Raw genomic sequence first — 18971 nt, 5'->3', positions numbered from 1 at the left:
GGGAAACACCGTAGCTTTTAAAAGCTGTTCAACGAGCCTTAAAAGTATTAACTGTCAAAATGTAATCAAAAAGATTCATATCAAATTATTCCAATCACATCCGGAACGCCCAAGAGTCCTCGCTTCAAAACACTTGAATGAAATGAGATGATACTGTTCTGATACCAAAACCCTTAGAAAATCCCGGGCTGGTAACCAAGCAGTCTGTCTTTTAATCCAGCTATCGGAAAAAATGATCCTTATATTAACGCTAGACTTATTTCTCGCAGATAACATCCCAACGCACTGCTGATACCAGCCCCCAGTTTCCGGCAGAATTTGGCCTGCGCCATTTAGCTGTCTCCATACCCCTCAAGTATTCAAGAGCTTCCAAAAACGTGCTAAATCGCTTTTGAGCCATTTTTTCGCCTACTCGAAAACTTCCATCCCTAGGGCTTGATAATCCGGGATGGAAACATGTGCCATCTGCGGCATAAGGCACAAGCAAGTTGGTTGTATTTTCCTCAAATGTCTCATCTTTGAGTAGCTCTGATGCATTTACTTTCAAGGCGTTCGCAAGTATCTCAATAGCATCAAGAGAAGCATTCGAACCACCTCTCTCAATTCTGCTCATGTAGCTACGTGCAAAACCACAGCGATCAGCAAAAGCCTCCTGACTAAGCCCGGTTGCTATACGCAGATCTTTAACTCGTTTTCCAAAAATAGATCGCAGGTTCGTTTTCATCCCTGAAATGTGGCGCTTTGACCACTAACAGGCCACTCACCAATCGTGACATTTCAAACCCAATATTTAATAATCATGGCAGCAAACAAAATGTAGTCCTGGGCAACACATCAAAACATGAGGATTTGTATGAAACGGAAGCCACTTAAAACTATATCAATGGGTTATGCACTATTTCTGAGTCTAGCTACTTTCGATACGTTCGCAGCAACAGGAGTTCAGCAACCAGTCATACACACGCAACTAGCGACCAACCAAACAAGCAATGAACCTTCAGTTTGCGAAAACACAGCAAATGTTGCGGAACATATGGCGCGAGATCGAGATGCAGGAATAACAAAAAAGCAGTATGTGAAGAGGATTCAAACAATTGAAAAATCTGGAAAAGTATCAGGACGAGAGATTGATCTTTTCTACTCATTACTAGCATTTGTTTATGTGGATCAGAAAGATAAATCCCCAGAGTATATAAGTCGCGTAGTTCAAACTGGATGCGAACTGACGAGATAACCAAGAGAAAACTCTGATACAGAAATGAGCGCTGATGGCTAGTTATTATCAGCGCCTCAAAGAACTGAAGACTAAACAATACCGGCTATAGTAGCCCTAGAAACCCCGTAGCGACGAGATATAGAACTAATGCTCTCACCGTTAGCCTTTTTTGATAAGATCGCTTCTCGTTGCTCTGGTGTCGTTTTAGAGGGTCTACCCAATTTCTTACCCTCAGCTTTCGCTCTTGCTAGCCCTGACTGAGTTCTTTCTATCAGTAAATCGCGTTCCATCTCAGCGACCGCTGCTAACATCGAAAGTAGCAACTTTCCGGCAGTTGACGTGAGGTCTGTTGTGCCAAGCTGGTGGACTATCACCCGGATATCACGCGCAGCCAACTTCTTTACTGTTTGAAGAATATCAACTGCATCTCTTCCCAACCGATCAAGTTTCGTGACAACTAGCGTTTCCCCATCCCGGATCTTTGTGAGCATTTCATTGAACTCTTTACGCTGGGAAGCATGAACTTTCCCACTCACAATGTCTGCAAACCAGAAATCAATATGGCACCCGGCCTGTAGCAGTTCTAATCTCTGATTTTCGGTATCTTGTTGAACAGTTGAAACTCGCCCATAACCAAAAGTCACCATTGCTACCACCTCACCTAACTATGTTAGAAAACGATGTCAAAAATAGGATGGCCTGCCAGAAAAGCCAAGGCTAATTTTTCAACAGTGCAAGGGCTGCATTCAGAAAGATGCCGGAAAACGGTCGTTTTTTGGCATTCTGGTATGGAACAATAGACAGACTATAATTATAGTATCAATACAAATCCCATTAGTAATGCATTGATTTATTTTTGCATTACCCATACTAAAAATATCTTACAGGAGAATAATGGTGGGTAGTAAAGAAGAACCTCAAATTGATGAAGTTTCAGAAACAACGCCTGGAGTAGTTACAGCCCCGGCAACTACAAAAAAGTCTTATTCATCATTAAAAAGATCTCTTAGTGAAAAAGAACTTTTGAATATAGGAAGTGTCAATTTAATGATCGATGAGATTGATAGAATGGAAAATGAGATTTCATCCTTAAAATCTTTTAGAGAACAGTTTTATGCTAAAGATAAGAACTCAGCTATCCTAAGTGAAAAACTCTCTGCTTATAAATGTGCTGAAATTGCATATAATGTCTCAATAAGCATGGGGGCATTGTTAATTGGAATTTCAATTAAACTATGGGAGAATGATGTTTATGGAGTGCTCAGCTTAGGTGGCGGCATTGCTTTATGGATTTCCGGAAGCATAATGAAATTCGGGAGGATGTTTACCAAATGACTATAGAAATAAAATATGTAAAGGATGCAGGGAATATCCAAAAAGAACGTTTAGTTCTGAAGGTAACATCTGACGACGAAATTGGAAATTATGTTACTTTTGATACTACATATCTAGATGATGGGAAAATATCTAATGAAATGAGACACTCTTTTTGGTTCCCTGATAGAAAGGTCAAAGAGAATGATCTCGTAATCCTTTATACTCGAGATGGTAAAGACTCAAAACTAGAGAATAAAAACGGAACTACATCCCACTTTTTCTACATGGGGCTAGGTAATAACATCTGGAACAAAGATGGTGACTCTGCTGTTCTTATGGAAATAAAATCCTGGAAGCAAAAAATAATAAAATCTGAAGAGTAAATTAATTATAAACGCGCCCTACCCTGAGCGCGTTTAATTATGTTTATGGCTTCTGCTTACGGATCGCATTGTTGAGTGCTTTTATGCCAGCACTCACTTTAAATTGAGAAATATCAGTGAAATCATATGATAACTGAAAGATCGTTTTACATTGGTCCACTACTTCTTCATCTTTCCAATAGGTAGTCATTGCGGTAGTTCTTCCACGCACATGGCCAACAAGCTGCGCGATTTTCCGCTCGTTACTTTCAAATGACTCTACAGCATTAACAAAAGTGTGACGTAAAGAATGAAAGGTCTTCTTACCATCACGCGGGAAGCCAAGCACTTTTCCAAAATAATTCTCATTGAACCATTTGGATGCTGCGCCGCGATACCCCTTAGTTTTGCTATATTTCAACTCAGGGAAAAGACGATTAAATCCCGCAATTTTCAATGCTTCGACATACTCAAGAAGTCCCAATTCGATCAATTTGGGATGAATCGGAACCTTTCGAATAGCATTGACTGTTTTAAGGGACTTTTCACTGCCGTCTTTTACATCACTATCCATTATCTTATCCGGTGTATCTAGGTTGAAATCAACAAACGGCACTCCATTTTTATCAACCCGAATATCCGCCAGATAAAGCTGGCAAAGTTCATTGATGCGTCCGCCCAGATACAGCGCCAATAATGGCAGCCAATAATGATAAGGGCGAAATCTCGTGTAACGCCCATATTGATTGGGTGTTCCCTCGCCTTTCTTAAACCAATCAGCGGAGAAAATTTTTATTAACTCTTCTTCGGTGAACAGATCGCGGCGATCTTGCTCCCGCACCATAACGCGGCGCTGAGCGAGCACATTCTCCGCAGGGTTATCAAGTAGATAACGTTCGCTCTTAGCCCATCTCAACATCGAACCCAGTGACTCAATATGCCTGCCAATCGCATCTCTGCTCATTACCGGTTGACCGTCAGCTAACGCCTTTTCAATCAGCTTGTTCGTCTCTGAAACCTTATATTTCCGCCGCATCAAATACAGATTACCAGGCATTTTCTGCATTCTGGCAACATAATCTTTCACTAACTCGCGGTCTAGCTTACCCAGCTTAAGATCGCCCATTATCTCCATGAAATGTTCAATACGAGACCTAATTTTATCTTCGCTTGCAAGTTTTATATCGCCTGTATTTTTATACGTCATGAACGCTTCCAGTAGCTCAGAAACGGTCATGTTTATATACGCAGGATTGCAGTAGGGGTTAGTCGACGCTGATACAAGGGCAGGAACACTTGAGAAACCGGGCAACCCTGACTCTGATTTCGCATACGCTTTATCCCAAACTCTACGCAGACTCTCAGCCTGCACATTATTGATAAATAAAGAACTCGCATCCAACCTAACCCCGGGGAAATCCATCAGCCAGATAGAAAGACGGTTGCCGCCGTTTGTTCTGAACGCCGCCTCCTCGGTATACCCTTGCTCCAGAAGCTGTTTGAGCGCATAGCTAGTTTGAAGTAATTTGACGTAGCCCCGGATTACGCCCTCGATACCTTTCTGCTCAAGGTTGTTGAGCACAAAACCACCGTTATCTTCTCGTTCCACTTCAGTGAAATCTTCGATTTGGAAAGCTGTTCGCCCTTCAGCAAAGCAATAGACCGGAACGTTGTTTGCCAGTAGATGCTGAACGACCGTCTCAAGCTCAACACCAAATGACTCACAAAATAACTTCAGACTGATTTTGCCGGCACCAGCCAACAGTGGGGCGTTTCCCCGAATCTTCTCTTTATCCATTTGTCTGAACTCTTCCAAAGACGTATACCACTTCTCCAGCAAACGCGCGGCGATAGCTCTGGCATTTGCATGACGGGTTGTGCGGGTTGATGCATGTATTTCACGCTGCCCTATCAGGGCACGATAACGAACCGGAACGGTGATGCGCAGAACATAGATCCCGCTGGAACGTCGATAAAGATTATCACGCTGAGCCATTGGCTGTATCACTCCGTTGTAGGAGGATCACGATCGCCATTACGTATAATTTATAAAATACCAGTGAAATGAATACGTTAAGGAAGTTTTGGAGCGGGTGAAGGGAATCGAACCCTCGTATGCAGCTTGGGAAGCTGCCGTTCTACCATTGAACTACACCCGCATCGGTGTGCGACAGGCATTATAACCGGTTATCGGCGGCGGGCAAGCGGAGATGGCGCGTAACTGTCGATGTTTTAAGCGGTTAAGTCCGGTGGGCAAAAAAAACCGGCGCAGTTGCCTGCACCGGTGGTTGCACGCTAAACGGAATTATTTCTGTGGGCGCATCGCCGGGAACAGAATCACGTCGCGGATGGTGTGGCTGTTAGTGAACAGCATCACCATGCGGTCGATACCGATGCCCAGACCGGCGGTCGGCGGCAGGCCGTGCTCCAGCGCGGTGACGTAGTCTTCGTCGTAGAACATCGCTTCGTCGTCGCCGGCGTCTTTGGCGTTCACCTGATCGGCAAAGCGCTGTGCCTGGTCTTCGGCGTCGTTCAGCTCGGAGAAGCCGTTGCCGATTTCACGGCCGCCGATGAAGAACTCGAAGCGGTCGGTGATTTCCGGGTTAACGTCGTTGCGGCGCGCCAGCGGCGACACTTCAGCCGGGTACTCGGTGATGAAGGTCGGCTGAATCAGATGGCTTTCCGCCACTTCTTCGAAGATCTCGGTCACGACGCGGCCCAGACCCCAGCTCTTCTCAACCTTGATGCCGATGGATTCTGCGATGGCCACCGCTTTGCCCATGTCGGCCAGGTCAGCCAGATCGGTTTCCGGGCGGTATTTCTTGATCGCCTCGGTCATGGTCAGCTTCTCGAACGGCTTGCCGAAGTCGAACACTTCGTCGCCGTACTGCACCTGAGAGGTGCCCAGCACTTTCTCGGTCAGGGTGCGGAACAGCGTCTCGGTCAGCTCGATCAGGTCTTTGTAATCCGCGTAAGCCATGTAGAGTTCCATCATGGTGAACTCTGGGTTGTGACGCGGAGAAACGCCTTCGTTACGGAAGTTACGGTTGATTTCGAACACGCGCTCAAAGCCACCAACCACCAGACGCTTCAGATACAGTTCCGGCGCGATGCGCAGGTACATATCGATATCCAGCGCGTTGTGGTGCGTGATGAACGGACGCGCGGACGCACCGCCCGGGATCACCTGCATCATCGGGGTTTCGACTTCCATGAAGCCGCGTTCCACCATGAAGTTACGGATAGCCGACATCACCTGAGAACGCACCTTGAAGGTGTTGCGCGATTCTTCGTTGGCGATCAGGTCCAGGTAACGCTGGCGGTAACGGGTTTCCTGATCCGCCAGGCCGTGGAATTTGTCCGGCAGCGGGCGCAGCGCTTTGGTCAGCAGACGCAGCTCGGTGCAGTGGATCGACAGTTCGCCGGTCTTGGTTTTGAACAGCTTGCCGCGTGCGCCGAGGATATCGCCCAGGTCCCACTTCTTGAACTGGTCGTTGTACACGCCTTCAGCCAGATCGTCGCGCGCGACGTACAGCTGAATGCGGCCGCCCACGTCCTGCAGCGTGACGAAGGATGCCTTGCCCATAATGCGGCGGGTCATCATGCGGCCGGCGACGGTCACTTCTACGCCCAGCGCTTCCAGCTCTTCGTTGTCTTTATCGCCGTACGCGGCGTGCAGTTTGTCGGAGGTGGAGTCGCGACGGAAGTCATTCGGGAACGCAATGCCGTTCTCGCGCAGGCCGGCCAGTTTCTCGCGGCGGGACTGCAGTTCGTTATTGAGATCCAGCGCCTGATCGGCGCCCTGTACTTGTTGTTCAGACATTTCTATTCCTCATAACCCGGCTTTCAAACTTGCCTCAATGAATTTATCCAGGTCGCCATCCAGTACGGCCTGCGTGTTACGCGTTTCGACGTTGGTGCGCAAATCCTTGATGCGGGAGTCATCCAGCACGTAAGAACGGATTTGGCTGCCCCAGCCGATGTCGGACTTGTTGTCTTCCATCGTCTGCTTATCAGCATTTTTCTTTTGCATCTCAAACTCGTACAGCTTGGCTCGCAGCTGTTTAAACGCTTGATCCTTGTTCTTATGCTGAGAACGATCGTTCTGGCACTGCACCACGATGTTGGTTGGCAGGTGAGTAATACGTACGGCGGATTCGGTTTTGTTGACGTGCTGACCGCCCGCACCGGAGGCGCGGTACACGTCGATACGCAGATCCGCCGGGTTGATTTCGATATCGATATCGTCGTCGACTTCCGGGTAGATGAACACCGAGCTGAACGAGGTGTGGCGACGGCCGCCGGAGTCGAACGGGCTCTTGCGCACCAGGCGGTGAACGCCGGTTTCAGTGCGTAACCAGCCGAACGCGTAGTCGCCGATGATCTTGATGGTGGCAGATTTCAGGCCCGCGACGTCGCCGTCGGACTCTTCGATCACTTCGGTCTTGAAGCCCTTGGCTTCGGCCCAGCGCAGGTACATGCGCAGCAGCATGCTGGCCCAGTCTTGCGCTTCGGTGCCGCCGGAGCCGGCCTGGATATCCAGATAGCAGTCGGCGCTGTCGTATTCGCCGGAGAACATGCGGCGGAATTCCAACTGATCCAGCTTGCTCATCAGCTGATCCAGCTCGGCGACCGCTTCGTTGAAGGTCTCTTCATCGTCGGCTTCTACCGCCAGTTCCAGCAGCCCGCCGACGTCTTCGCCGCCCTGCTCCAGCTGATCGATGGTTTCAACGATGGCTTCCAGCGCGGCGCGCTCTTTGCCGAGCGCCTGCGCGCGCTCCGGTTCGTTCCACACGTCCGGCTGTTCCAGCTCGGCGTTGACTTCTTCTAGGCGTTCCTTCTTGGCATCATAGTCAAAGATACCCCCTAAGAACCGCAGTCCGCTCGGACAGGTCCTGAATTCGGTTTTTTACCGGGTTAATTTCAAACATGGTTTCGTTCTTTTACGTTGATGTCGTCGATGGCGGAATGCCATTGGAACCGCTAATTCTAACGGATCCGGGCGGCAGTTTATAGCGAGTTGGTCAGTTTTTGTGGCGATCGGGAAGGATGCAGGGGATTGGAGAGCCCAATCCCCGAATTGTGTTCAATTTCGCCTCAGCGCGGCCAAAGATGCTGGATCAGCAGCTGCACGTTGCGGCTGCCGCGAAACTCGTTGACGTCGAGCTTGTAGGCCAGCTCGACCTCGCGCACGCTGCTGTCCGGCCACAGCGTGGTGTCCACGTTGAATGCGATGCCGTCGAGCAGCGGGCCGCCGCCGAGCGGCTCCACCATCAGCTTCAGGTGTTTCTCGCCCACCAGCCGCTGCTGCAGGATGCGGAATTTGCCGTCGAAGGTCGGTTCCGGGAACGCCTGGCCCCACGGGCCGCCCTCGCGCAGCAGCTCCGCCGTCGTCAGCGACAGCTCCTGCATCGCCAGCTCGCCGTCAGACCAGATAACCCCTTCCAGCATCGCCGGATCGAGCCATTCCCCCACCAGCTCGCCGAAGCGCTGGCGGAACTCGTCGAACCTGGCCTCTTCCAGCGACAGCCCGGCCGCCATCGCGTGGCCGCCGAACTTCATCATCAGGCCGGGGTTCAGCATATCCAGCCGCTCCAGCGCGTCGCGCATGTGCAGGCCAGGCACCGAACGGCCGGAGCCTTTCAGGATACCGTCGCCCGCCGGCGCGAACGCGATCACCGGGCGGTGGAAACGCTCTTTGATACGTGAGGCGAGGATGCCCACCACGCCCTGGTGCCATTCCGGGTGATACATCGCCAGCCCGTAAGGCAGCTCGGTACTGGTGCGCTCCAACTGGTCGCACAGCTGCAGGGCTTCCACCTGCATGCCCTGCTCTATCTCGCGTCGCGTCTGGTTCAGCGCGTCGAGATCGTTGGCCAGCATGCGCGCCTGCGCAATGTCGTCGCTCAGCAGCAGCGCCACGCCAATAGACATGTCGTCCAGCCTGCCGGCGGCGTTGAGACGCGGGCCGAGGGCGAAACCGAGATCGTTGGCCGCCAGTTGGCGGGCGTCGCGGTTGGCCACCTCAAGCAGCGCGCGGATGCCCGGTCGGCATTTGCCGGCGCGAATGCGGTTTAACCCCTGATACACCAGAATGCGGTTGTTGGCGTCCAACGGCACCACGTCGGCCACGGTGCCGAGCGCCACCAGATCCAGCAGTTCCGCCAGATTGGGCATCGCCAGCGCGCGCTGCTCGAACCAGCCGCTGTCCCGCAGCCGGGCGCGCAGCGCCAGCATCAGGTAGAACGCGACGCCCACCCCGGCCAGCGATTTGGACGGGAAGGCGCAGCCGCGCAGGTTGGGATTGACGATCGCTTCGGCCGCCGGCAGGGTCTCACCCGGCAGGTGGTGATCGGTCACCAACACCTGCATGCCTTTGGCGTGCGCCACGTCGACGCCGGCGTGGGAGGAGATGCCGTTATCGACGGTGACGATCAGCTCCGCACCGCGCGCCGCCGCCTGCTCCACCACTTCGGGGCTCAGGCCGTAGCCGTCTTCAAAGCGGTTCGGCACCAGGTAGTCGACGCTGGCGCCGCCCATGCTGCGCAGCGCCAGCACCGTCAGTGCGGTGCTGGTGGCGCCGTCGGCGTCGAAATCGCCCACCACCATGATGCGGCGGCCGTCGGCCAGCGCCTGTTGCAGCAGGCTGACGGCGGCGTCGATGCCGTCCAGCTGTTGCCAGGGCAGCATGCCCTTGACGCCGCGTTCCAGCTCCTGCTCAGCCTGCACGCCGCGCAGGGCGTAAAGCCGGCGCAGCAGCGGCGGCAAACTGGCGGGCAGATGCGTGTCGTCCGCCGCCGGGCGGCGACGTAGTTGCGTTTTGATACTCACCGGCGATTAACCACCGGCTTTGGTGGCGGCCTGGTGCGCATCCAGCATGGCGGCCATCTCTTTCGGCCCCTGATAGCCCGGGATCATCATGCCGTTTTCCAGGATGATCGCCGGCGTGCCCTGAATGCCGAACTGCACGCCCAGCTCGTAATGCTTGCTGATGTCGGTTTTGCAGGTCGCCGGGGAGATGGCGTCGCCCTTCATGGCGGCGTCGAACGCCTTGGCCTTGTCTGCGGTGCACCAGATCGACTGCATGTCTTTCTCAGCCTGAGAGGCCAGCCCCTGGCGCGGGAACGCCAGGTAGCGCACGGTGATGCCCAGATCGTTGTACTCTTTCATCTGCTGGTGCAGCTTGTGGCAGTAACCGCAGGTGATGTCGGTGAACACGGTGATCACGTGTTTCTCTTTCGGCGCCTTGTAGACGATCATCTGATCTTTCAGCGCGTCCATCTTGCTGCCCAGCAGTTGGTTGGTCACGTTGACCGGCTCTTTGCCGCTGACGTCGAACAGCGGGCCCTGCAGAATGTGCTTGCCGTCTTCGGAGGCGTACAGCACGCCGCTGTCGGTCAGCACGGTTTTCAGTCCATTGACCGGTGAAGGCTGCACGTCCGCCTGCTGGATGCCCAGGCTGGCGAGCGCTTTTTTGATCGCCGCGTCATCGGCATGGGCGGCGCCGGTCACCGAAGCCACCAGCAGAGAGAGCAGCATTAAACCTTTTTTCATTGTTCCAATCCTTTCGAACCCGCCGCTCAGGCGCGCGGGTGATGCTGTTGATGTAGCTGTTTCAGTCGTTCGGTCGCTACATGAGTATAAATTTGCGTGGTCGAGAGATCGCTGTGCCCTAACAACATCTGTACGACACGGAGATCGGCCCCATGGTTCAGCAAATGGGTGGCGAACGCGTGCCGCAACACGTGCGGCGACAGACGCTCGCTGTCGATGCCCGCAAGGATGGCATAGTGTTTGATGCGATGCCAGAACGTCTGTCGGGTCATTTGCTGGCAACGGGTGCTGGGGAACAGCACATCCAGCGTCTGGCCGTTGACCAGCCACGGGCGGCCGTGCTCCAGATAATTTTCGATCCAGTAGACCGCCTCTTCGCCCAGCGGCACCAGCCGCTCCTTGTTGCCCTTGCCGATCACCCGCACCACGCCCTGGCGCAGGCTGACGTCGCTGATGCTCAGCCCCACCAGTTCGGAAACCCGCAGCCCGGTGGCGTACAACACTTCGAGCATCGCCTTGTCGCGCAGTTCCAGCGGCTGATCGACGCAGGGCGCCTGCAGCAGCGCATCGACCTGCGCCTCGCTCAGATCCTTCGGCAAACGCTGCGGCAGCTTGGGAGACGCCAGCTGCGCGGTGGGATCGTCGGCGCGCAGCTTTTCGCGGTACAGGTACTGAAACAGGCGGCGCATGGCGCTCAGCAAACGCGCGGAGCTGGTGGCCTTGTAGCCGCCGTCCACCCGCTCGGCGAGAAACGCCTGCAGATCCAACGCCTGCGCTTGCAGCAAGGCGGTGTTTTGCTGGCCAAGCCAGGTGCCCAGCGCCTGCAAATCCAGCCGGTAGGAGGCCAGCGTATTTTCCGCCAGATTGCGCTCAAGCCACAGCGCATCCAGGAATTGTTCAATCAGCGCATGGTCTTGCTGTTGCACGCGGTCCTCTCTTTGTTGCATTTCCACCCGCGCCATTATGCCTTAAGCCGACGCAAATCAGGTATACTCGCTGCAATTCTCTAAACGGCAACGTAACGGTTTACACATGAAGATTGGTCTGTTTTACGGCTCCAGCACCTGCTACACCGAGATGGCGGCAGAAAAAATCCGTGAGATTCTGGGTGAAGACCTGGTCGACCTGCACAACCTGAAAGACGTCTCTCCCAAGCTGATGGAGGACTATTCCATACTGATCCTCGGCATCCCGACCTGGGATTTCGGCGAACTGCAGGAAGACTGGGAAGCGATCTGGCCGCAACTGCCGGCGCTGGATCTGAAAGGCAAAATCGTCGCCATGTACGGCATGGGCGATCAGCTCGGTTACGGTGAGTGGTTCCTCGACGCGCTGGGCATGCTGCACGATCACATCGCGCCGCTGGGCGTACAGTTCATCGGCTTCTGGCCCACTGAGGGCTTCGAGTTCACCAGCCCCAAACCGCTGAGCGCCGACGGCAAACACTTCGTTGGCCTGGCGCTCGATGAGGTCAACCAATACGAGCTGAGCGAAGAGCGCCTGCAGCAATGGTGCGAACAGATCCTGTTGGAGATGGAGCCGCTGCTGTAGCCGCTGTCGGGCGCTGAGCGCGCCCGATTCCCCCGCTTATTTCCACAGACGGAAGCGTGGCTCATCTTCCCCGGCCGGCGTTTCCTTGGTCAACCGCGCCGGATCCGCCACCTGATACCAGTCCAACTTGCGCGTCAACAGCATAATGCCCGCCAGAATGGCGAACAGCAGCCCCGCCCCCAACACCAACGCATTGTCCTCCGACTGCAACAGCAAATAGAGCACGCCGTACAACAGCAACAGGCTCGCGGCGAACAGCGCACCGCGCAGCTTGCCGCGCAGTACGGCGCTCAGATAGAAGCCGATCAGACCGCTGCAGGCGATGCTGGCCGCCAGGTAAGCGAGAGCGAATCCCAGGTGTTCGGAGAAGGCCAGCAGAATCAGGTAGAACAACACCAGCGCCGCGCCGACCAGCAGGTATTGAATCGGGTGCACCCGCAGCCCGGTCAGGGTTTCGAACAGGAAAAACGCCATAAATGTCAGCCCGATAAACAGCAGCGCGTATTTGACCGCGCGCTCGGTCAACTGATAGTGATCGACCGGTTCGACCAGGCTGGCGCTGAAGGCCGGCAGCTTGTCCTCGTCGATAATGCCATCGTCGTAATGGAACGCACTGTTGATGTTGTTGGCGAACCAGGTGCTACGCCAGCGAGCGCTAAACCCTTGCTCCGTCACCTTGCGTTCGTCCGGCAGGAAGTTGCCGAGGAAATTCGGGTGCGGCCAGTTGCTTTGCAGCTGCAGCTCGCTGCTGCGCCCCAGCGGCACCAGCGACAGGCTGCTGGTGCCCGCCAGCGTCAGGGTGAAGTCGGCGCTCAGCCCCGCTTTTTGTTGCAGCGCCGCCAGCGTCAGCGGTGCGTGGATCCCCTGGCGCAACGATCCCACGCCGGTGCCCGGCTCAAACGCCACCGGCTGCGGCGTTGCCAGCGGGGAAATGCTCTTGATGCCGCGAGAATCGCTCAGCGCCACCAGCAGGAACGGCTGGCCGACGGTCACGTTGGCGCGTTGCAAATCCGCCAGCTCCGGCTGGCCGAAACGCACCTTGAAGTTCAGCGGCCCCTGGTAAACCTGCGTCTGATAAATGCCCAACTTGCGCACTTCCACATTCGGCGCCCCCTGCACCTGAAGCGACTCCGGCAGCAAATAGCGGTGATGCTGCACCCGCTGCACCACCGTTTGCCCTTTCTCGTCTTTTTTCTCTTCTCGTTCGACATAAGGAATGACAATCAACGGGCCGAGCACGCGCTGCGCCCCGCTGGTGCTTTCGCTCACCTGCCCGACCACGCTTTGCCGATAGCCGCTGCGTTCGTCGATCACGCTCATCAGTTGGGCGATGGGGATCAACATCACCACCATCAATCCCAGCAGCGTGGTTATTTTCCAGAAAAGTACCGATTTCATCATGCTCGCTCCTCGTAGGTAATGAGGCCACGATAAAACCCGCAGGTGAAATCAGAATGTGGTTATGTGAAGGGAAGGTGAAGTCACAGCGATAACATGAACGTCGCTTCCACCCCGTGCGGCCGGCGGTTGCGCAGGTGAATGCCGCCATGATGCAGACGGGCGACCTCCTGCACGAAGTTCAGCCCCAGCCCGCTGCTTTTTGGCCGTTCGGCGCGCGGCAACGAATAAAAGCGCTCGAACACCTTATCGAACGCATAGTCAGGAATGCCGCTGCCGTCGTCGCAAACGCTGATGCAGTAATGCTGTTCCCGCCGTTCGCCTCGCACGCTGACGCAACCGCCCGGCGGGGTAAAGTCGATCGCGTTGTCCAGCAGGTTGGTCAGCGCCTGGCTGATCAGCAACGCATCGCCGTTCAGCGTCACCTCCGCCAGCGCCTCCAGCCGCAACCTGACGCCGCGCTGCGTCGCCTGCGCCTCTTTGCCCGCCACCGTCTGGTCGATCAACGCCGCGATCGCGATGGGCGCCGTCTCCATTTCTGGCCGGCTCTCCAGCCGCGCCTGCACCAGCAGTTTATCCACCAGTTGTTGGATGCGCGCGCTTTGCTGCTCAATGTTGGTGAGAAAACGCCGAGCGGTTTCCGGCGGCGGCAGCTCCTGCAACAGCTCCGCCGCGCCCCTGATCGCCGCCAGCGGGCTTTTCAGCTCATGCGTCAGGGCATGCGCATATTGTTCGATATAGGCTTTGCCTTCCAGCTTCAGGCGCATGCTCTCCAGCGCCTGCGCCAGCTGGGTCAGTTCCCGGCCGCCCACTTTGGGCAATGGCGCATTTTCGCCCTGCGCCACCCCATCGGCATAACGCACCAGCCGGCCTATCGACCGGTTGATCCACCAGACGAACACCGCCCCGATCAGCAGAGCGATCCCCAGCAGCAACGCGCCGGCCCACAGAATGCGCCGTTCGCTGCGCTTGATCACCGGCGCCATGGTGCTGTTGGGTTTACCCACGGTGAGCACGCCGATAATGCGCCCTTGTTCTATCACCGGCGCGGCCACATACATCACCGAACTGTTTTCATCCTGCGGGTCGCTGCGGGTGCTGCGGGCGCCGTACTGGCCGCGCAGCGTTCGATAAACGTCATTCCAGCGCGAATAATCCTGCCCCTGCGCGCGGCCGGCGGAATCGAAGATGACCCGGCCCTGGGCATCGGTAAGATAGACGTGGTATTCACTGCGGTCCTTGCGGATGCCGGAAATGTTGGCGCCGATCGGCCGCTGATTCAGCTGCGTAAACGCCTGCGCCAGTTGGCCATGCGCCGCATCGCCGCGCTGCATGTCCTGACGGGCGATCTGCGCCAGCAGGTTGGCGGTGTCCACCAGCGTGCCTTCGGTAGCGCGCCGCACGCCGGGCTTCACTTCCTGGACGAAAATGCTCAGCACGAAGTACCCGGCCACCGCTACGATCAGAAAGTACCCCAGCAGCAGGCGCAGGCCAATTTTCATGGCTGGCGGCTCACGCTGTAGCCCAATCCGCGGTGGGTGTGGATCGGCGGTTCACCGGGTTCAACCGCACGCAGCTTGGCGCGCAGTGTTTTGATGTGGGTATCGACGGTGCGATCCAGGCTTTCTTCCGCCTGCGCCCAAACGCTTTCCATCAGTTGCTGCCGCGAGAACACCCGTCCGGGCGCCAACAGCAGCGTCTTCAGCAGCAGGTATTCGTAACGGGTCAGCGGCAGCGGCCGCTGATGGTAGGAGATGGTGGCCGCGTCTTCGTCGAGCGCGAAAGCGCCGAAATGGTAGGGCGCGCTCTGCTGCAGGCGCTGCTGCTTGTGCAGGCGACGCAAAATGGTGCGCACCCGCGCGCTGACCTCGCGAGGAGAGAACGGCTTGGCGACATAGTCGTCGGCGCCGATCTCCAGCCCGATCAGGCGATCCACTTCATCACTGCGGGCGGTGAGAAACAGAATCGGCAGGTCGGCCGCCTGAGCCAGCAGGCGGCGACACAATTCAAAGCCGTTGATATCCGGCAAACCGACATCGAGGATAGCGAGCGCGGGCGCGCCTTGCGCCAGCGCCTGCAACGCCGGCTCCGCGCGTTCGAACCAGCGCACCTCGAAGCCTTCGCTCTCCAGCGTGTAAACCAGCGTATCGGCAATGCTGGGTTCATCCTCCACCAACCAGAGTACGGGTTTCATCAGGGATCCTCGCCGTCACCCGCCGGCGGATACAGCAACAGCTGCCGCAGGTGGCGCCACTCCTCTTTGCTCATGCAGTCGGAAGCCAGCCACAGCCGGCGGCGCTTTTTGCCCTCCATCGGCAGCAGCGTCAGCAGCATGCCGTAACCCGGCATCCACGGTTTTTTCGCCAGCCGCCACTCGCGGCCGTGCCAGCTGAAGCGCCGGTCCGCCAGCAGCCGCAGCTCGCCCTGCGCCGCGGCGATGCGCTTCTGGCTGCGAATGCACTGAAACACCACCAGCGTCAGCAGCACCAGCCAGAGCGGGCCAAAACCTTCCGGCCAGGGCGAAATCAGGATCAGCAGGATCAACACGCCGTGGGTCAACAGTGAAAACAGCTGGGTGCGCCAGGAAATGCGGATATCACATCGCCACTGGGCCACGGTCTTTATTTCGCGTTTGGATCAGGGTCACCATTCTCTGCAGCTCGCCGTCCTGCGGCGCGCCATGATTCATCAGCCAGTTGAACAAATCGGGATCGTCGCACTCCAGCAGGCGGATAAACAGCGCCTTGTCCGCGTCATTCAGGCTGTCGTATTCGTACTCGAAGAACGGCATGATGGAGATGTCCAGCTCGCGCATGCCACGGCGGCAAGCCCAGTGAATACGTGCTTTGTTGTTAATATCCATGTTGTTATGACTCACCTCTTTTCAGCGCGGCAGCGCCAGCGCAGGGTTCAAATGACACACTGTATGGCAACGCCGTCGCAATATAATTCCATCAGCCGGGGATCTGTCTGCAAGGGTGCCCTGGCCGCAAGCCTATAGAGTAACAATTTGACATACACGCCGGGAAGGCGCTTTGCTGCGGAAAGCGTAATAAAGCGCAAAATGCCAAAAAAAGCGCACCCCGGCGCCGCGGCGCGAATAACAGTTTGCAAAGCCCGCCGCCTCTTTTACCATGGGTTCAATACCCTTCAGGTAAGCTAAACGTTGAGCAGGAACTTACTATGGCGCATAACATTCCATTCCCACCCCGTCAGCCCTCCGCATCCACCCATCTGCCCCTGACGCTGATCTCGCTGGAAGATTGGGCGCTGGTGACGTTGAACGGGCCGGACACGGTGAAATATCTCCAGGGCCAGGTGACGGCGGACATCGACGCGCTGGCGGCCGATCAACACGTGCTGTGCGCCCACTGCGACGCCAAGGGCAAAATGTGGAGCAACCTGCGTCTGTTCCACCGTGGCGAAGGCTTCGCCTATCTGGAACGCCGCAGCGTGCTGGACAGCCAGCTGGCGGAAATCAAAAAATACGCGGTGTTCTCCAAAGTCACCATCGCCGCCGATAACGACGCGGTGTTGCTGGGCGTCGCCGGTTTCCAGGCGCGCGCCGCGCTGGCGGATCTGTTCGCCACGCTGCCGAGCGCCGAGCGCCCGGTGGTGCAGGACGGCGAGACCACGATTCTGCACTTCAACGCGCCGGCGGAACGTTTTCTGCTGGTGACCCGCCCTGCCGTGGCCGAACAGTTGATCGGCAAACTGCATGACCAGGCAGAACTGAATGACAGCAGCCAGTGGCTGGCGCTGGAGATCGAGGCCGGTTATCCGGTTATCGACGCCGCCAACAGCGCGCAGCTGATCCCGCAGGCCACCAACCTGCAGGCGCTGGAAGGCATCAGCTTCAGCAAAGGCTGCTATACCGGTCAGGAGATGGTGGCGCGCGCCAAATTCCGCGGCGCCAACAAACGTGCGCTCTACTGGCTGGAAGGTAAGGCCGCCCGCGCCCCGCAGGCGGCGGAAGACCTGGAGCTGCAGCTGGGTGAAAACTGGCGCCGCACCGGCACCGTATTGGCGTCGAGCCAACTGGCCGACGGCAGGCTGTGGGTGCAGGTGGTGATGAACAACGATTTGGACGCCGACAGCAAGCTGCGGGTGCGCGAGGATGCCGCCAGCCAGCTGGCGATCAAACCGCTGCCGTATTCGCTGGCCGAAGAAAAATAATCCGTCGGCCGCAGGCGCCCTGCCTGCGGCCGTCTTCGTTACTCGTCCAACTCCCCGTCGCGCTGCACCAGATAAATCAGCACCAGAATGATGGTGACGAAGAAGCGAAACGCATCGGGCACGCCGTTCCACTGTTTCGACATCCACATGCCAAACCACTCGCCTCCAATCGACATAAAGCCGACCTGCCAGGTGAGGAAGCCCAGCGTCAGCCCCACTACCGCCAGCTTTTTCCTGCCGTTGAAAGCTTTAGCGGGCAGTTTCAGGCCGCACAGCAAGCGCAGGCCGCCGATCCAGCACAGCAGCGCGGTCAGGCTCTCCAGCGCAATGATGAAGATATAGCCGGCGTGATGCAGCCACGGCGTTTGTATCGAACGGTAGCCGATGGTGGCGTCGGGGAAAATGGTGTCCATCATAAAGACGTGGCGCACGAAGGCGAAGTTGGAGCCGTAATCGGTGATATTGCCGAAGGCCACCAGCGAAGCGAACAAAGCGATAGCGCAGACCAGCAGCGCTTTGGATAAGCGAACGATCATCGTGATGAGTCCTGAACAAAGTTTAGAGAAAGAGTATGCGGGCTCAGAAATGAAAGAACGGGCTTGCTGGATACCCGAAAGAAGCAAGCGCCTCTTTTTTAAAACAAAAGAGGCGCCCGTTCAATACGCATTCAGACGTAGCGATAACGTTTAGACGTAGAGGTAGATCGCCATGAAATGGCAGGCGCTGCCGCCGAGCACGAAGGCGTGCCAGATGGCGTGGCCAAAGCGAATGCGCTTGGAGGCGTAGAAAATCACGCCGAGGGTATAGACCACCCCGCCAATCGCCAGCAGCGTGACGCCGCCGGCCTCCAGCCGCGTAACCAGCTGATAAATCACGATCAGCGACAGCCAGCCCATCGTCAGGTAGGTTATCAGCGACAGGGCTTCAAAACGGTGGGCGAAGGCCAGCTTGAACAGCACGCCCAGCAGCGCCAATCCCCAGATTACCGCCATCAGGCCCTTCGCCAACGGCGAATCCAGCCCCACCAGCAGAAACGGGGTGTAAGTCCCGGCAATCAGGAGATAAATGGCGCAGTGGTCAAATTTTTTCAGCCAATGCTTGGCCTTCTGATGCGGGATCGCATGGTACAGCGTGGAAGCGAGAAACAGCAGGATCATGCTGCCGCCGTACAGGCTGTAACTGGTGATGGCCGTCGCATCGGCGCCGGTATTCACCGCCTGCACCAGTAGCAACACCAGGCCGACGATACCGAACACCAGCCCGATGCCGTGGCTGATGCTGTTGGCGATCTCTTCCGCCCAAGGATAAGCCGCGGCGACAATCTTATTGTTCCCGGCTTTCACTACGTCCGTTTTCCCCATAACGCGCAACCCCTCAAAATGCCCTGCTTTGTGCGA

Annotated in this window: 20 protein-coding genes and 1 tRNA gene; 5 read left to right on the top strand and 16 right to left on the bottom strand. The window is 56.2% G+C overall.

Translation table 11 applies throughout. The annotated features are described in order from the left end of the window. Nucleotides 1-256 precede the first annotated feature (256 nt). Complete coding sequence (locus ABTW55_RS02360; protein ID WP_046372722.1) at nucleotides 257-724, bottom strand: helix-turn-helix domain-containing protein; 468 nt, start codon at nucleotides 722-724, stop codon at nucleotides 257-259. A 129-nt stretch (nucleotides 725-853) separates the two neighbouring features. On the opposite strand from ABTW55_RS02360, the gene ABTW55_RS02355 reads away from it, so the two are divergent. After that, complete coding sequence (locus ABTW55_RS02355; RefSeq protein WP_129934099.1) at nucleotides 854-1234, top strand: hypothetical protein; 381 nt, start codon at nucleotides 854-856, stop codon at nucleotides 1232-1234. Between the two features lie 71 nt (nucleotides 1235-1305). On the opposite strand, the gene ABTW55_RS02350 is transcribed toward ABTW55_RS02355, so the two are convergent. Further along, the gene (locus ABTW55_RS02350) at nucleotides 1306-1863 is read right to left on the bottom strand and encodes a recombinase family protein (RefSeq protein ID WP_262034217.1); all 558 of its coding nucleotides are present in this window, start codon (nucleotides 1861-1863) and stop codon (nucleotides 1306-1308) included. 247 nt (nucleotides 1864-2110) lie between these two features. On the opposite strand from ABTW55_RS02350, the gene ABTW55_RS02345 reads away from it, so the two are divergent. Together ABTW55_RS02345 and ABTW55_RS02340 are read left to right on the top strand one after the other, a co-directional pair. Further along, complete coding sequence (locus tag ABTW55_RS02345) at nucleotides 2111-2551, top strand: hypothetical protein (protein ID WP_342126732.1); 441 nt, start codon at nucleotides 2111-2113, stop codon at nucleotides 2549-2551. Next, complete coding sequence (locus tag ABTW55_RS02340; protein WP_262034219.1) at nucleotides 2548-2916, top strand: hypothetical protein; 369 nt, start codon at nucleotides 2548-2550, stop codon at nucleotides 2914-2916. The genes ABTW55_RS02345 and ABTW55_RS02340 overlap by 4 nt, the downstream gene beginning before the upstream one ends. A 43-nt stretch (nucleotides 2917-2959) precedes the next feature. Here the strand turns inward: ABTW55_RS02340 and ABTW55_RS02335 are convergent, their stop codons facing one another. From ABTW55_RS02335 to xerD, 7 genes are all read right to left on the bottom strand, one after another. Beyond that, nucleotides 2960-4891, bottom strand: a complete 1932-nt coding sequence (locus ABTW55_RS02335; RefSeq protein WP_262034220.1) for a site-specific integrase — start codon at nucleotides 4889-4891, stop codon at nucleotides 2960-2962. Nucleotides 4892-4980: 89 nt separating this feature from the next. Next, nucleotides 4981-5054: transfer RNA gene (locus ABTW55_RS02330), tRNA-Gly, on the bottom strand. 146 nt (nucleotides 5055-5200) lie between these two features. Beyond that, nucleotides 5201-6718 (bottom strand): lysine--tRNA ligase, encoded by a 1518-nt coding sequence (gene lysS, locus ABTW55_RS02325; protein ID WP_033649459.1) that lies wholly within the window; start codon nucleotides 6716-6718, stop codon nucleotides 5201-5203. Nucleotides 6719-6727: 9 nt separating this feature from the next. Continuing rightward, a protein-coding gene (prfB, locus tag ABTW55_RS02320; RefSeq protein WP_096242572.1) for a peptide chain release factor 2 occupies nucleotides 6728-7826 on the bottom strand; the annotation gives its coding sequence in 2 pieces (ribosomal slippage) (nucleotides 6728-7750 and nucleotides 7752-7826; 1098 coding nt in all). Between the two features lie 166 nt (nucleotides 7827-7992). After that, nucleotides 7993-9726, bottom strand: a complete 1734-nt coding sequence (recJ, locus tag ABTW55_RS02315) for a single-stranded-DNA-specific exonuclease RecJ (protein ID WP_060422133.1) — start codon at nucleotides 9724-9726, stop codon at nucleotides 7993-7995. A 6-nt stretch (nucleotides 9727-9732) separates the two neighbouring features. Then, on the bottom strand, nucleotides 9733-10449 hold the full coding sequence (gene dsbC / locus ABTW55_RS02310) for a bifunctional protein-disulfide isomerase/oxidoreductase DsbC (protein ID WP_039567312.1): 717 nt from the start codon (nucleotides 10447-10449) through the stop codon (nucleotides 9733-9735). 26 nt (nucleotides 10450-10475) lie between these two features. After that, a complete protein-coding gene (xerD, locus tag ABTW55_RS02305; protein ID WP_033638574.1) occupies nucleotides 10476-11375 on the bottom strand; it encodes a site-specific tyrosine recombinase XerD in 900 nt (299 codons plus the stop codon). A gap of 106 nt (nucleotides 11376-11481) precedes the next feature. On the opposite strand from xerD, the gene fldB reads away from it, so the two are divergent. After that, entirely contained in the window at nucleotides 11482-12000 is a 519-nt protein-coding gene (fldB, locus tag ABTW55_RS02300; RefSeq protein ID WP_060422130.1) for a flavodoxin FldB, read from the top strand. Between the two features lie 36 nt (nucleotides 12001-12036). Here fldB and creD read toward each other — a convergent pair whose 3' ends face one another. From creD to sdhE, 5 genes are all read right to left on the bottom strand, one after another. Next, the gene (creD, locus tag ABTW55_RS02295; RefSeq protein WP_060422128.1) at nucleotides 12037-13401 is read right to left on the bottom strand and encodes a cell envelope integrity protein CreD; all 1365 of its coding nucleotides are present in this window, start codon (nucleotides 13399-13401) and stop codon (nucleotides 12037-12039) included. Between the two features lie 80 nt (nucleotides 13402-13481). After that, nucleotides 13482-14900 (bottom strand): two-component system sensor histidine kinase CreC, encoded by a 1419-nt coding sequence (gene creC / locus ABTW55_RS02290; RefSeq protein ID WP_033654070.1) that lies wholly within the window; start codon nucleotides 14898-14900, stop codon nucleotides 13482-13484. After that, nucleotides 14897-15592 carry a two-component system response regulator CreB gene (gene creB / locus ABTW55_RS02285; protein ID WP_049232287.1) on the bottom strand — a complete coding sequence of 232 codons (696 nt, stop codon included), beginning with the start codon at nucleotides 15590-15592 and terminating at the stop codon, nucleotides 14897-14899. The genes creC and creB overlap by 4 nt, the downstream gene beginning before the upstream one ends. Then, nucleotides 15592-16014: a protein YgfX gene (locus ABTW55_RS02280; RefSeq protein ID WP_033649453.1), complete on the bottom strand. Its 423-nt coding sequence runs from the start codon at nucleotides 16012-16014 to the stop codon at nucleotides 15592-15594. Before ABTW55_RS02280 ends, creB begins: the two co-directional genes overlap by 1 nt. Next, a complete protein-coding gene (gene sdhE, locus ABTW55_RS02275; RefSeq protein WP_004931679.1) occupies nucleotides 15995-16261 on the bottom strand; it encodes an FAD assembly factor SdhE in 267 nt (88 codons plus the stop codon). Before sdhE ends, ABTW55_RS02280 begins: the two co-directional genes overlap by 20 nt. 320 nt (nucleotides 16262-16581) lie before the next feature. Here sdhE and ygfZ point away from each other — a divergent pair, with 320 nt between their 5' ends. After that, complete coding sequence (gene ygfZ / locus ABTW55_RS02270; protein ID WP_060422126.1) at nucleotides 16582-17574, top strand: tRNA-modifying protein YgfZ; 993 nt, start codon at nucleotides 16582-16584, stop codon at nucleotides 17572-17574. Nucleotides 17575-17612: 38 nt separating this feature from the next. Here the strand turns inward: ygfZ and ABTW55_RS02265 are convergent, their stop codons facing one another. Both ABTW55_RS02265 and ABTW55_RS02260 read right to left on the bottom strand, forming a co-directional pair. Then, entirely contained in the window at nucleotides 17613-18110 is a 498-nt protein-coding gene (locus tag ABTW55_RS02265; protein ID WP_033649451.1) for a DUF2165 family protein, read from the bottom strand. A 150-nt stretch (nucleotides 18111-18260) separates the two neighbouring features. Beyond that, on the bottom strand, nucleotides 18261-18935 hold the full coding sequence (locus ABTW55_RS02260) for a hemolysin III family protein (RefSeq protein ID WP_033654067.1): 675 nt from the start codon (nucleotides 18933-18935) through the stop codon (nucleotides 18261-18263). Between the last annotated feature and the right edge of the window lie 36 nt (nucleotides 18936-18971).

The sequence above is a fragment of the Serratia sp. SM04 genome (assembly GCF_040280225.1).
GTDB lineage: Bacteria > Pseudomonadota > Gammaproteobacteria > Enterobacterales > Enterobacteriaceae > Serratia > Serratia sarumanii.
The sequence above is the reverse complement of the archived record's forward strand: the minus strand, read 5'-3'. Positions and strand labels throughout refer to the sequence as shown.